Source organism: Levilactobacillus parabrevis, from assembly GCF_044051715.1.
Lineage (GTDB): Bacteria > Bacillota > Bacilli > Lactobacillales > Lactobacillaceae > Levilactobacillus > Levilactobacillus parabrevis.
The window spans coordinates 214,413-228,320 of the sequence record NZ_CP168688.1 but is presented as its reverse complement, the minus strand read 5'-3'; the positions used below and the strand labels follow the sequence as shown (position 1 = coordinate 228,320).

Below are 13,908 nucleotides of genomic sequence, written 5' to 3'. Positions count from 1 at the left end.
TATTTACCCGGAATACTTAATATTAGGCTAAAAATGCCGTTCGATTCTGCAAGTAACTCATTTCATCATAAATAATCTGTTCTTGCAAATCGTCTGCCACTGCCGTCGACATTTCACCGGAGGCCAATTTAGCTTGGACCAATTCATATTCCGTGTGGAACGCCGCCAAGAATAGTTGATAGACGATAGCCGGATCAACCTCTGGCGCATTGAGCTGCCGATAGCGTTCGTTGTAGTAGCGTTGAACAACGTCAACCGCCGTACGATTTTCGACAGTTTTTAACGCCGTCAATTTTGCCGAAGCCGCCTGATTGCCGACTGCCTCAATGGGCCGGATGTCCTCGCCGTGCTTCTCAAACCATTGCTGCCAATAGATCTGTTCCATCACTAAGGGCGACGTCATGAAGGTATCCTGAGCCTTCTGAATATCGTGGTACATCCGTCCCATGTGCACGCCAAACCACACACGCAAAATGAGGTTTTTCCACCACCGCTGATCAACGGTGAAGCGACTGTATTTTAGAAAGCGCCGATAGTGGCTCCACGCCTGCTCGGTAATCTTACCGTTTTCATACAGTGCCTTTACGGCTTGTTCTTCCACTTGATCGGCCTGACGGAACATTGCCCGCTGCTGACGGCGACGCGGAGCTTGCTGCCATTGAAATTGCTGAAGTAACGCATCAATCACAATCTGACGCTCACTTGGATGAGCCGTTTGACCTTCCAAATCTTCAATCGCTGCCAACCGCATCCGGTGGTGCCAAGCCATTATCGACTCTGTCTCCGTTGGCCCCGCTTTTAAAAGGTGTGGCAGGGCAAAGGTCGGCACTAACAGGCTCAACAAAATGACCACGGTCGCCGTAAAAATCAACGACCCTCGGAGTGCAAAGGGCTGTCCCTTAATCAACAGTGGCAAAGAGAAGGCCAAGGCCAACGTAATTGTGCCATTAGCCCCGCTCAACGCCATCAGCCAACTGTCCGACCACCGATGCTTGCTAGGTGCATGCATCCAAACAAAGTACCGTGACCAGACTAGCCGCATCACGAACTTCAGGCTATAAATGAAGAGTCCGGCTAACGTGAGTTGCCACCACAGAACTTGTTCATTTTGCCAAACCGCCTGGAGTACCCGCGGCAACGAAATTCCCAACAGCACGAAGACTAGGCTGGAGAGAATCCCATTAATAACCTCCCAAACGTTGGCACTGACCATCTGCATGCGACTGGACGTCATGCGCAGGTGTTCCCGCTCGCCACCTTGCACTAGGCCAGCTGCGACAACTGCCAAGATTCCCGAAAAGCCTACCAGATCCGCCACATAGTAAAGGACGAATGGCGTCACCAGTTCGATGGTCACTAGGACCAACGGCGAGTTATCTCCCCAACGAATCAACAACTTGCGAACCCAGGCAATGGCTAACCCTAGCAGTGCCCCGAGTAAGAGCCCACCTAAGAACTCTTTTCCAAAATCCAGTAACGCGGTACCCACTGCAAATTTTCCGGATACATATGTCGCGATTGCGAGATCAAACGCCACGATGCCGGAAGCGTCATTGAATAGCGATTCATTTTGGAGAATCGTTTGCGGGACCCGGTATTCCTCACTCTCTGGCGCAATCGCACTCACTGCGGAGGCATCCGTTGGTGTCACCACCGCACAGAGCGCGAAGGCTAAGCTGAGTGGGAAGATGGGAAATAGCCAGTGCACCCCCGTCCCCACAATCAGTATCGTCAGGACAACCAAGACGATTGCCAGCGAGAAAATATTAACGATTCCCCGACCAACCCAGTAGCGCGAAACATTTTCCGATTCGTTATACATAAGCGGTGCAATAATTGCGAATGTAAACACATCTGGACTGAACTGAAACCCATGATACAGTGGGAAAAATGCAAATAGTAAACCTAAACCAATGAGAAAAAAAGGTTGTGGTATTCGCGGACAATGTTTCCCAAGGACATTGCCCCCCACAACCGCAATCAACAATACCAATACTAAAAATACGGTTTCCATCCGTAACCTCCATCCCGCTAATCAAATTAGAAAAGGTAAACTGACATTCTCAGCGCCTAATCTTAACTTGATCGATGGCCTGCCACCATCGCCGGTTATTGCGCCCGCTGCACTCCCTGAGTGCTATCATTGGCGAACGCTCGGCTCATTAAATCATTACGCCACACCAAAATTGGTGTGGCCATTCAACTTGTCTGAAGGTCATTATAGCATCAAATAGATAGCGGTTTCAGCTTGAATTTTCATGTATGGGCTACTATAGAAAATATTTCAGATTCAATTGCTGATGCGTTTGTTCATCAAAGTTACTTAATTCCAATCGTTATTATAATCATATGTCTCATATGAATAGTCATCGCCGTCATCATTGTCCTCATAATCTGAGTAGTCGCTATTGGCGGTTAATTCAAACGTTTCCTTGAAAGTATCGTTTGACTTAGGCCCTTTGGACCAGATAACCAATTGATCATCACCTGAAAATTCATATTCATCAAAGTTACCCTCAACGCTAATTTTAAAATAGCCTGAGGCATCTGCCACCGTACTGGCTTCCTCATCTCCACTAATAGAAACTTCCGCGTTTGGAATCGTGTAGCCACTCACGGATGAATCGAAAATATCAGGAGTTCCTGATAACTTGATAAAATTGCTAGGCTTATAATCCTCCAAGTATCCCTTGATATACAGCGCATCAGAACTGTCAACATACCGCTTAGTACTCATGCTCAGCGACTTTACGTTTGCATGGTGATCAACTTCTCTGAGCTTGTATTTAAACGTCAACGTCTTGCTCCCAGCAAATTTGCGCTTCAAATGGATGGTATAACGTGATTTTGCCGAACCAGTGATGTAAGAAATCTTGTAGGTCCGTTTGCCAGCATGCAAAGACTTTTTATTAAAGTAGATATAATCTCCAGGAACGTCGTCCATCTTCCACTGGTAGTTCCACTTTCCTTGTAAAGCTTTTGGTACTGTATGCTGATGCTTGGCCGCTTGCGCTGTCGTGACCGACATGCCAGACAAACTTGTGGCACTCACTGCGAATAGCGCTAGTGCAATAATCTTCTTCAAGTTTCTTCCTCCCCAGGAAATCCTTTAGCCTTGATCATTCAGATGGCCATTATCTAAAACTACATTTTTAGCAGAAATATACATATCTTTATAAATAGGTGTTCTGTTCATCTACCCTTGAATCATATCAGATATACCATTGAATTCCATCTATAACGTCTTATAAATTTAATTGTATATTAATTATTATTTACATTAACTATGCAATAAAAAAGACGACCGTTGTCGTCTTTTTTCACTTAATCTTTAGTTAACACCTTCAGGCCAGACCAGCAATCTCAAATTGGAAATCATGATCCTGATCCCCAGCAATGTGATACTGCGATTCCACATCGGCACCCCAACTGTCGATGCCGCCCACACCGCGAACGGCGCCGTAAACAGTCAACACGGTCCGCCGTGGTGCCGGCAGTTCTTCCTGATGCGTCGCGTTTTCCAGCTCTAGTGGCGTGTACGGTAAGCAGCTAAACGCAAACGGCACGTCATGCTTCTGTAGCGTGATACTAAAGGGCTGGTGATCGGGGTCGGCATTATTTAGCGTACGTTCTCGCGCTACCGTGACCCAGTCATTCGCCATATGCATCCCGCACTCTTGGGGTACCAGATACGGCGTCACGGGTAACCCCGTCACGTGATAAGTTCCCGGTTGTCCCCCGGCCATACGATCCGGATACGTTTCTCCCGAAAGTCCCTGGTAGTCAAAACCACTAGCCGCAGTCGGCAACACGAAACGTAACCCCAGTGCCGGTAACTCTGGCAAGCCAGCGGCGCCGCAATAGTGGACCACAACCGTGAGCTTCCCCGTGACGTCCACGAGGTAACTCACGGTTACCGTCGTTGCCGGGACGGTCGGTGTGGTATACGTGAAAGTAACTGCCACCGTGTTCGCCGTCTCGTGATCACTGTAGCGATTGTTTTCCGGCGCAATTGGTAGCGGAATCGACTGACCATCCACCGCCACCGTCACTTGGGTGCAGTGGGTAAAACAGTCGGCGCCCAGCCACATCGCCGATTGCTGCGAAAAGCCATTTCCCCGATCATTATCGGTTGTGGCGCGCCAAAATGCTGGCATCGGCGTCCGATACAGCCACTCTTTTCCGTAGCGCACTAGCGATTCCAAGCCACCGCGGTCGTAGGCGAAAATATAGCGAAAGTGATTCCCACTGACGCCCAATGTGACGTCGCCATACGTCACATTTAGTTTAGTCGTGTTGACCATACTCATAGCGCACCTCCTGTAAAGCTGGCTTAGGGGTCCGGTCGGCAAAGAGCAACCCATCACCCGAAAATTCATAGTCTGAATGGCGGTCGTCAAAGTCCCCACCATAACGTAGGACTGACTGACCGGTCACCTCATCCTTGACCCAGAGTGCCTGGTCGATGAAGTCCCAAATGAAACCGCCCTGATACATAGGGTAACGGTCAATTAAATCCGTATAGCTCGTCATGCCACCAAGTGAATTCCCCATGTCATGCATGTATTCACAGTCCAGAAACGGTTTAGTTGGTGAATTCTGCAAGTATTTTTCAATCTCCCGGGGTGGATTGTACATCCGACTCTCCACATCAGAGATCCGGTCGGCATACGCCCGATTCTGAAAGACCCCTTCATAGTGAGTCAGCCGCGTTGGGTCGACATGATGGTAATAGGCATCCATCGCCGCTAAGCCTTCGCCCGCATAGGACTCATTTCCCAGCGACCAGAACAAGATTGCCGGATGATTTTTAAACATTTCATAGTTACTCTTCGCCCGGTCGAGCACCGCCAGTTGCCACTGCGGCAAATCGCCAGGAACGTTGTACGAAGGCTCTACGGCACCCATTTTCTGCCAGGTGCCGTGCGTCTCCAAGTTATTCTCGGCCATCATATAAATTCCGTGCTGATCACACAAGTCGTACCAGTCCGGCTGATCCGGGTAGTGGCACGTCCGCACGGCATTGATATGATTAGCCTTAAAAATTTCCAGGTCACGTTGCATATCGGCAGTCGTCACCGCGCGACCTCGGTGGGCATCCCATTCGTGACGGTTAACGCCATTTAAAATCAACCGCTGACCATTCAACATGATCACCTTGTCCTTAATTTCCAATCGTCGAAAGCCAACCGGATAAGGAATTACTTCGACCAAGTCGCCAGCGGCGTTATGTAAACAGACCTGCAAGTGATAAAGGTAGGGATCGTGATGCTGCCACAGATGGACGTGCGAAATTGTTGTGGTCGCTGTTAGCGTACCAGCTACGGCGCGTTCCGTAGTCCACAACGGTTGTCCCGCGGCATCCTGTAACGTGATGACTGCCGTACCGGCAAGCTGTTGTGCAGCTGAAAGTTGTAGCCGGAGATTGAGTGTCCCAGTGGTCAACCCAACATCTACCGTGGGGCGAATCGTCAGGTCTTCCAAGTGGAGGGCTGGCTTCGCAACCAACCGGACACTCCGGAAGATTCCAGAGAAGCGGAACATATCCTGATCTTCGAGGAAAGCGGCTGTGCTGTGCTTGAAGACTTCAACCGCTAATAAGTTCTCTCCGGGCTGGAGGTAGCGCGTCAGGTCAAACTCGGAACGGCTAAAACTATCCTCGGCATAGCCAACGAAATGGCCGTTCAGCCAGAGATACATGGCTTGCTCGACGCCATCAAATTCAATGCTGACCCGCTGATTCTGCAGTGCCGGCTGTAACGTGAATCGTTTAACGTAGGCGCCGACTGTGTTTTCAGGGTCTTCGCTAAACATCCCATGAGCCGGTTGATCGGCGCCCATGCTGTAGGCGGGCCGACGATAGTGTTTGCCCTCCCAAGGATAGGCCGTATTAATATACTGAATCTGACCATAACCGGCGAGTTCAATATGACCGGGAACTGTGAGTTGGTCAAAATCCGACCGATCATAGTCCGGTTGATAAAAGCCAACTGGCCGGTGCTGTGGGTCGGCCGCAAAATGAAAGTCCCAATTACCATCTAAGCTCTGAACCAGGCTACTCTGACCCGATTGTGCTTCCGCAACCGTCGCGTATCCGCGATGATCACTATGGGCCGGCAACTGATTGATGCGAAATGTCTGGGGATCATCAAGCCAAGTAAGATCTGCTTGCATCTGTATTTCCTCCTTCATAAATTGTTACCACTTTCATTATACTCTCCCTGCGACTACCACAGCCCGCAACCATTAATCGATTTTGCCACCCAGTAGAGGGAAATATAGGGAATTAATTTCCCGGGTTATTTTCTACACAAAAAGGACCGACTCACAGCCAGTCCCCAACTTACTCAGTTAGCCTTGTTCCCGAAGTCCATCCCAGAACCCCATGAAGAAATCCATAATTTGTGGCATCAGCAGTAAACCAAGGACCGCGATAGCAACGACGATGACCAGTCTCGACAGCGCGTACTGCTGGCGCTGCTGATTCCGGTAAATCAACCCCAATAAGATGATGACACCAATCAACAATGGTGTCTGTACCCAGTCCAACAGAGTTGCCGTGTGAATGCCCAGGATCAATGCCACCACAGCCGAAGGTATGGCCACCCCCAAACCACCAACGACAATCAATCCCAATGGTCCCGTCACAGGACGGTCAAACGTCCGTCTCAGGTCGGTGTCGTCACGGACTAAGTCATCGATGGTCAAATTAAACAAGTCACTGATCAGGACCACGTTGGCAAAGCTCGGTAGCGCCGTCCCCTGCTCCCACTTTGAAACTGACTGCCGCGAGATTTTCAAATGATCAGCCAGAATCTGCTGTGACCAGCCTCGCTGTTCCCGCTGAATCTTTAATTGCTCCCCAATTTTCATGCAATCTCCTCCTCAACTACTGCTTCTAGCATACTAAACAAAGCTCTCCATGACACGCATCCTCTAGTTGCCACGGGAAATTCAGCGAATATAACCCGGGTTAACCGTCATTATTTCAAAATTTACGTCCAAAAAGGAACACTTGTTCATTTATTTTCCCCACGCTTTCCGGTATACTTAACGTATCTAATTTTTCGTAGGAGGTCCGGCAACGGCATGCACAAGTTCATTAAAATCGGTTCAGAAATCCTAGCGCTACTTGCCGTCATCTGTGCAGGCTGGCAAACGGCGAAAGCCCAGACGGAACGCCCCAGCGCTCTAGTCAAGGTTGGTAACTTTACGGCCAGCACTGACTTCTTAAATCTCAGTCAATACTACGTGCTCACCCGGACGATCAAGGTCAAAGTCAACTACGTTCCCACGCACAAGGTCGGTCACGTAATCAGCCGCGATTTCAGACTTCCCGTGGGGTCAGTCGTCGCAGGCAATCTCACGAGCACCAAATCCGGCGATTTCTTAGTTCCCAGTCTCCAATTATACTTGTCACGACTGAGTTACCCCCTGATTCAACAGAACGCCCCTGCCGGCTATACGATTGACCCCGGCGCTGGCGCCTATGATCCCCAGGCAACGCTCAAAGCGACTGACAAGTTGACGGCCTTCAAACGAATCAAAGCCCCCGATTTCATGCCCGGATACAGCCACGGCGATCTCTATTTGGGTGGTGCCAAGGCGGCTCTGAGCGCCGTCGAGACGACCACTTCGAGCATTCGGGTCACACCGGACGGCTACCTTGAGTATTTGAAATACGATGCCAAGGCCAATGCCGGGTTGGGCTTCATGCAAAAGCCTACTGGCATGGCTAAGATCACCAAGACTGACTTCCACGACCCCTACCGCACACTATACTTTGCTCACGATATTTCGGGTCTCAAAACCAAACGCGTCAGCCACACCGGGTTATATCAATACCGCTTAACACTAAAGAACCTCCACGACCCGCAGCATAATGCCGGTAACGAGGACAAGGGGATCGCCGGCACCTTTGATAGTTTGTACCGCATCGGCGGTCAAACTTACTTTACGTTTATCGGTTACGATGGCGTAACTGGGTGACGATTTCCCAACTACTCATGTGAGCAATCGTTATCGTCTTCAAGTCTTTTGGTATTCCTTTCGCAACATGCTATACTCGGGCCAACAACCCAAGGGAGGTCCGCATCATCAGAGGAAAAGTCCTGAAAACCATTTTGGCGATTATTATTCTCGGCGCCACGGCAAGTATCTGCCTGGGCCACTGGGGAACGCGCGCCGAAGCACAAGCTGACCTACCCCGGGTAACCCTGACAACAACTAATTAATTCGCAAAAAAACGAGTGACCATCACGGCCACTCGTTTTAATTTACACTAAATTAGAGTTGCTTCGCTAATCCCCAACATCCAACCCAAGTGCTGCTGCAAACGTCACCGCTTGGAGCGCATCAATCTTACAGCCCCGTACCAACGCCGGAGTAAAGACCAGCGCTGCAATATCACTAGTCCGTAGATCAACTAGTTTTAACTGGGTCTCCGAAAAATCGGCCCGCACCAGTTCACACCGATTAAAGCTCAGCCGCCGCTTGACCGTCACCATTTGAAAACTCGCCTCATTCAATCGTGTCTCACTAAAGTCACAGCCGGTTAACACCGTCTCTGCGAAATTGGCGTAGTCTGCTCGCGTTTCATTGATGACCACATCCTTGAGCCGGGCCGCGGTAAAGTCACTCCCTAATAGCTGACAACCATCGAATTGACAGCGATACAGGTAACTTTCTTGGAATTGACAATTTAAAAATTGGCAGCCTTGAAACTGGCAGTCCAACCACTCACTAGTTTTAAAATCCGTCTGCTGAAACGTACACTTCTCAAAGCTAACCTCTTCTACTCGAATGTCTCGGTTGGAATAGGTCAACTCACAGTTCACGTACTGGTTGCCCGCCTCTAGCGCATCTAACGAGAGGGCCTCGCCCGTCACAGTTGCCATATACTCGTCTCCCTTAATGGTTTGTTACTCCTAGAATACCACGAAAAAATCCCGCCATGGTAATTAACCACAACGGGACAGTTTTTGTTTCACATGAAACATTAGCGCAACTGATTTTGTCGGCGCATCCCCCAGACATTGGGAAGAATCACCGCACCGATAATTATCAGGACTCCCACGATCTGAAGCCAATCAACCTTTTCTCCCAGAACGAGAAAGGCAATCGTGATTGACGCTGGCAGTTCCAGCGAGGACAGGATCGGACCGATGCCCAGTTCCAAATACTGCATGAAGATCGAATAAGCCACCAGCGGGAAGACCATGGAGAAGATGGCAATCCAGAAGGCCCACTTCACGGTATCAAACGTTACCGGTGCCGACACAATCTGTGGCCCCCAAACGACCGAAATCAGGAGAAAGGCACCGATACACAACAGCCACGTCTTGCTCAATGGGTCCAAGTTGTTTCCCAGCATCGCGGTAAATTGAATCGTGCAGGCGTAAGCACACGCCGCCAAAAAGGCTAGGAACAAGCCCCACAACGACAACGGTTGGGTAATCGGGAAGAGTCCCGCAGCCAGCACCGTCCCAATCAAAACTAAGACAATGCTCACGACCTGTAACCGCGTCGGTCGCCGTTTATGCAGAATACTTCCCAACAAGACCGACAGCCACACCGCCTGCATCAACATGACCGCAGCGGCCGCAACCGGAATTAATTTTAAAGACTGAATATAGAAGGTATTGGTGAACCCGGAAGCCGTCCCAGCGGCCATGACCGCTAGCAGCTGCTTCCAGTTGGTATGCTGGTAGCGTAACCAGCGACGCCGCGCCACGTGAATAATTCCCAGAATGATCACGGCGCTCAGAAACGACCAGAACAACAATGGTCCGTTAACGACACCCTCGCTACGCGCAATCTTCATCAAGGTTGCTGGGACCCCAAAACTGATGGCCCCCAGCGCCACAAAGAATGGTGCTATTTTTCGCAAAACCTTTCACTCCATTTCGTAAAATCTCACCATTCCATTATACGCCTCGCACGCTGGCCCTGCCTGTGTCAAAACAGATACTGTCGAGAATCCCTCCGATCAGGCTACCATTTCGGCGTTGCGGTGCGTGTAGAAGTACGCCAATGTGCCTAGACTAAAGACGACCACCATGCCAGCCAATATCCAGCAAATTCCAGCAATCGATCCCCCTAGAGAAATTGTGTGCCGCAATCCAGCCATCGCAATCGTCATCGGTAAATACGGATGGACTGCCCGATAGAGCGGATTGGTCAACGCAATAGGGTAAGTCCCACCCGAACAGCCAATCTGGAAGATCATGAAGATCAGCATTAACCAAGCCCCAGTAAGCCCCAACCACAGGCGGAAGCACGTGACTAAACTGAAGAAGGCCAACACGATAAGCAGCGCGAGCAGGTAGGTTTTCCCTGGTTGAAGTGGCCGTAAGCCATTGATATTTAGAACCGCTAGCCACATTGCTGAAGCAGCTAACATTACGAAGACCCACAGCATCCCCATCTTATCTAACCACGCCAACGCAAAATTCCGGTACTGCCCGTGGCGTTTGCCCGCATCGTAAATAATATTCAGCGTGATACAGCCGACAAAGAGCGAAATCGCCATAAAGTAAGGCGCCATGCCTGTCCCATTATTGGCGACCGACGTGACATTGTGTTGAACCAGCTTGATTGGCGCCGCCAACGCCTGTAGCTGGTGCGGCCGCTTGGATTGTTGCGCAAACCGTTGACCATTGCGCGTCAATCCCTGAACGATTGCTTCATTCAGAGGACTAGTTACCGATGCCGGTGTCCCAGTCGCGCTGGCTCGAGCCACCCGTTGTAATTGACCAGCAGTCGTGACCAGACGCCGACCGGATTGTACCGTTTGCCGTTGAATCGCCACGAATTCAGCCTGAATCACCGTTTGGTTGAGTGTTCCCTGAAGCTTTTGCATAGCGGTACTGCCCATCTTAGCAGCCACTGTACTTTGCCCAGCATCCGTTTGATAAGTCAGCCGCAACGTTTCAGGATGGCTCGCCAACCGGCCCAACTGATACGATGATTTCCTTGGAATTGTCAGCACCAAATAGAGCTTCCCCGCACGTAACTCACGATGTGCCTGTCGGGCAGTCATTCGGTGAAATTGCAACGACTTACTACGTGTAAGCTGCCGCGTAACCGTCCGTCCCCAGTGCATTGTCGCCGTCGCGCGGTCCTGGTCGACCACCGCCATTGGTAGCCGATGAAGCTCGCCATACGGATTCCAAACAGAAGCTAGCAGAATTGCCGCATACGCCAGTGGAATCACCAAAATTCCTAATAAGATGCGCCAAACCGTTGGGTGTTGCTTGATATATGCCCATTCATGAAAATTCATGACCTCATCCCCCTTATCCCAAACGAGTGAACGAATCATTCATTCGAATTGCCCCCAGTTTAACCACTCCCATACAAAAGTCATTTTAAAGTGATCAAAACTGGCGCGTTCACCCGTTGAGATAACGAAGGGGCTTACTGATAACTCCGGCGTAACATCTCCCGAACGACCGCAATCATTCGGTCATCTTCACCGTGTGCCATTTCCATCTCAAAGCTGTCATAACGCTTGTGCGCGCACCACCAGAAGACCAGATCAACCACGACAACTCCGTTACGCTGTGGTTCGGGAATTGCGGGTAGTGTCTTCTCAATAAACGCCCCCACCTGCTGATACAACAACTGGCGCTGTTGACGATAAAGTGCCGTCAATGCTGGATTCACCGTTGGATTATGCTCCAAAATCAAGAAGTATTGACCGTACCGCTCGAAAGCTTGAAATAAGGCCGTCAAAAGGTCATCGAAGCTCGCTGCCACTTGGCCAGTCAGTTGCCGATTCCAATCGGCATAGGCCATCTGCGTTCGGTTAACCAGTTCTCGTGGATCGACCGGCGCCAGCGGATACGTCGTTAACGTCACTGGCGCTGCCGGTAGCGTCGTTAAGAATACGTAGTCCAAGAGCGCTGCCTTACTGGTAAATAATCGGTAGAGCGTCCCCACCGCTAACTGTGAGCGTTGCGCAATCATCTGCATCTGTGTCTCGTGATACCCCGGTTGAATGAACAATTCACTCGCCGCCGCATAAATTCGTTGCAACTTTTCTTCATCCGTCATCACACTGCCCCCTTTGTTCTTATTAAACCCACAACCATAGAAAAAGCACCGCTTTAAACGCTCTAAGCGGCGCAACTTTTTCAGTGAGCTTACCAACCACCACTGTTTCATGTGAAACATCCTGAAACCACTGCTAGTAATTTCAGGTCAGCTAGGGTATAACTGGTGTAGCGCTTACATCAGAATCTCCATTTAACTTTCGGAAAGGAGGCTGTCTCTTGGGCCTCGACCAACTCTATCTAGAAGCTTTGGCAGTCCCCGCCGCTGTCTTCAAAACCGTCCAGCACCGGCCAAAAATTATCTTCAAGCAAGGAAAGATCTTAACGTCGGCGTACATCGCCCTCTTTTACGAGATCCCCGATCACGCGACCGCTATCACTGTCTTTCGCCACAGCCAGAACTTATTCTCACTCTGCCTAACGCACGCCGACCTCACCTACATTCTGGGGCCAATTCTGGTCACCGACGTCACGGCCCACGACCCCACCAGCACTGAGGCTCGCACAATTTACCTGCCACAGGTTTTGAGCACATACTCGATTACGCGTGACCAGTGTCTGAAACAGATTCTCGCGTTATCACAGATTCTTCACTTGTCCGTGACCGCCGAAGCCGTGACGAGTGCCTTCGAACAAGCTCTGCGTTCTGACCAATTCAACGACAAGCTGATTCTAGTCAATTTCGATGACGAGGGCGCTCACGTCAGTTACGCCTACGAGAAAGCGCTGAAGACCGCGGTTGAACTGGGCAAGCCCTCAATGGTCCACGACGCCTTTGTCGGTCTGGTCAACTCTGGCCGCATTGGCATTCTTGCAGATGGTAGCAATCTCCGCAATATCAAGAATTGGGGGATCATCAGTACCTCGGTCACACTCCGCGCGGCCATCCATGCCGGGATGGACTTCGACCAAGCTTACTCGCTCAACGACCACTACGTCCGCACCCTGGAGACACTAACGACCTACGATGATGTCATGACCGGCATTGAAACAATGATCAAAGACATGGCTCAGCGCGTTCACCAGCTCAAAAGTGCCCACCTATCCGCACCTGTTCGCCGGGCCTATCAGATCATCATGAACAGCCCGGAGTCCACCATCACCGTGACCCAATTAGCCAATCAGCTGGGACTATCGCCGCACTACCTCTCAACCCTTTTCACTGCAGAAATTGGGATTCCCATCTCCCGCTTCAGGATTCTGGTCAAGATTAACCGAGCGATTGAGATCTTACACACGACCAACTTGCCCCTCTCAGAGATTGCTGCAATTTTAAACTTTACCGATCAAGCCTACCTGACCCGCGAGTTTAAAAGATTTGTTGGTGCCTCTCCCAATAAGGCGCGCAAGAATCCTCACCTAACGGACGATTGGCATCTATATAATTTCACAAGTATCAATATTGGCTAATTATTAATAAACAGGTCTGGAATTTCATCCCAGACCTGTTTTAGACTTCTAATTTTGGCTACAACGAGGCACACTTACCCTTTACGCCTCGAATTCAGCCTTCATATCATCCACAATATCTTTAGCCTCGCCACGGCCCTCTTGCAGGTCGCCTTTGGCCTTAGCGCTCACATCGCCGGTCAAGGTTCCTTTAATCTGTTGAGCCTTACCGGCAACTTTATCGACGGCATTATCCGCTCGGGACTGCAATTCCTTGAGTTGATCCTTATCCTGTAGGACGAGGTAAGCTAGGGCCACGTTGGCTGCTAAACTAAAACCTAATAGTAAATTTTTCATTGTAGAGGTCCCCCTTTAGATTGGCTAAGAATTAGTGTTAGCTTTGACTATACAGGGGACCAGCTACCGACGCAATGAATATGCTCACGGTAACATCTAACCTTTA

General features: G+C 50.1%; 12 protein-coding genes. 2 read left to right on the top strand and 10 right to left on the bottom strand.

Translation table 11 applies throughout. The features are described from left to right. Positions 1–22: 22 nt before the first annotated feature. The 5 genes from ACEPSU_RS01140 to ACEPSU_RS01120 form a co-directional block, all read right to left on the bottom strand. Positions 23–2,014: a cation:proton antiporter gene (locus ACEPSU_RS01140; protein WP_395361579.1), complete on the bottom strand. Its 1,992-nt coding sequence runs from the start codon at positions 2,012–2,014 to the stop codon at positions 23–25. Between the two features lie 309 nt (positions 2,015–2,323). After that, a complete protein-coding gene (locus ACEPSU_RS01135; RefSeq protein WP_395322257.1) occupies positions 2,324–3,085 on the bottom strand; it encodes a hypothetical protein in 762 nt (253 codons plus the stop codon). Positions 3,086–3,344: 259 nt separating this feature from the next. Beyond that, positions 3,345–4,304, bottom strand: a complete 960-nt coding sequence (locus ACEPSU_RS01130; protein ID WP_395323117.1) for a beta-galactosidase small subunit — start codon at positions 4,302–4,304, stop codon at positions 3,345–3,347. Then, a complete protein-coding gene (locus ACEPSU_RS01125; RefSeq protein ID WP_395322255.1) occupies positions 4,288–6,174 on the bottom strand; it encodes a glycoside hydrolase family 2 TIM barrel-domain containing protein in 1,887 nt (628 codons plus the stop codon). Before ACEPSU_RS01125 ends, ACEPSU_RS01130 begins: the two co-directional genes overlap by 17 nt. 177 nt (positions 6,175–6,351) lie before the next feature. Then, positions 6,352–6,873, bottom strand: a complete 522-nt coding sequence (locus tag ACEPSU_RS01120; RefSeq protein ID WP_395322253.1) for a helix-turn-helix domain-containing protein — start codon at positions 6,871–6,873, stop codon at positions 6,352–6,354. Between the two features lie 216 nt (positions 6,874–7,089). Here ACEPSU_RS01120 and ACEPSU_RS01115 point away from each other — a divergent pair, with 216 nt between their 5' ends. After that, positions 7,090–7,989: a hypothetical protein gene (locus tag ACEPSU_RS01115; protein ID WP_395322251.1), complete on the top strand. Its 900-nt coding sequence runs from the start codon at positions 7,090–7,092 to the stop codon at positions 7,987–7,989. A gap of 311 nt (positions 7,990–8,300) precedes the next feature. On the opposite strand, the gene ACEPSU_RS01110 is transcribed toward ACEPSU_RS01115, so the two are convergent. The 4 genes from ACEPSU_RS01110 to ACEPSU_RS01095 form a co-directional block, all read right to left on the bottom strand. Beyond that, entirely contained in the window at positions 8,301–8,897 is a 597-nt protein-coding gene (locus tag ACEPSU_RS01110; protein ID WP_395322249.1) for a pentapeptide repeat-containing protein, read from the bottom strand. Between the two features lie 101 nt (positions 8,898–8,998). Beyond that, positions 8,999–9,889 (bottom strand): DMT family transporter, encoded by an 891-nt coding sequence (locus tag ACEPSU_RS01105; protein ID WP_020090191.1) that lies wholly within the window; start codon positions 9,887–9,889, stop codon positions 8,999–9,001. A 99-nt stretch (positions 9,890–9,988) separates the two neighbouring features. Further along, positions 9,989–11,284, bottom strand: coding sequence for a YhgE/Pip domain-containing protein (locus ACEPSU_RS01100; RefSeq protein ID WP_395322247.1), 1,296 nt, complete (start codon positions 11,282–11,284; stop codon positions 9,989–9,991). A gap of 134 nt (positions 11,285–11,418) precedes the next feature. Beyond that, complete coding sequence (locus ACEPSU_RS01095) at positions 11,419–12,057, bottom strand: helix-turn-helix domain-containing protein (protein ID WP_395322245.1); 639 nt, start codon at positions 12,055–12,057, stop codon at positions 11,419–11,421. A 218-nt stretch (positions 12,058–12,275) separates the two neighbouring features. Between ACEPSU_RS01095 and ACEPSU_RS01090 the strand changes: the two genes are divergently transcribed. Then, positions 12,276–13,466, top strand: coding sequence for a helix-turn-helix domain-containing protein (locus ACEPSU_RS01090; protein WP_395322243.1), 1,191 nt, complete (start codon positions 12,276–12,278; stop codon positions 13,464–13,466). Between the two features lie 81 nt (positions 13,467–13,547). On the opposite strand, the gene ACEPSU_RS01085 is transcribed toward ACEPSU_RS01090, so the two are convergent. After that, on the bottom strand, positions 13,548–13,802 hold the full coding sequence (locus ACEPSU_RS01085; RefSeq protein ID WP_395322241.1) for a CsbD family protein: 255 nt from the start codon (positions 13,800–13,802) through the stop codon (positions 13,548–13,550). Positions 13,803–13,908: the final 106 nt, after the last annotated feature.

Bases quoted from the DNA above. Each gene is read 5' to 3' on its own strand.
- ACEPSU_RS01100 (WP_395322247.1), bottom strand. From the start codon at position 11,284: ATGAATTTTCATGAATGGGCATATATCAAGCAACACCCAACGGTTTGG.
- ACEPSU_RS01125 (WP_395322255.1), bottom strand. From the start codon at position 6,174: ATGCAAGCAGATCTTACTTGGCTTGATGATCCCCAGACATTTCGCATC.
- ACEPSU_RS01095 (WP_395322245.1), bottom strand. From the start codon at position 12,057: ATGACGGATGAAGAAAAGTTGCAACGAATTTATGCGGCGGCGAGTGAA.
- ACEPSU_RS01085 (WP_395322241.1), bottom strand. From the start codon at position 13,802: ATGAAAAATTTACTATTAGGTTTTAGTTTAGCAGCCAACGTGGCCCTA.
- ACEPSU_RS01110 (WP_395322249.1), bottom strand. From the start codon at position 8,897: ATGGCAACTGTGACGGGCGAGGCCCTCTCGTTAGATGCGCTAGAGGCG.
- ACEPSU_RS01140 (WP_395361579.1), bottom strand. From the start codon at position 2,014: ATGGAAACCGTATTTTTAGTATTGGTATTGTTGATTGCGGTTGTGGGG.
- ACEPSU_RS01120 (WP_395322253.1), bottom strand. From the start codon at position 6,873: ATGAAAATTGGGGAGCAATTAAAGATTCAGCGGGAACAGCGAGGCTGG.
- ACEPSU_RS01130 (WP_395323117.1), bottom strand. From the start codon at position 4,304: ATGGTCAACACGACTAAACTAAATGTGACGTATGGCGACGTCACATTG.
- ACEPSU_RS01115 (WP_395322251.1), top strand. From the start codon at position 7,090: ATGCACAAGTTCATTAAAATCGGTTCAGAAATCCTAGCGCTACTTGCC.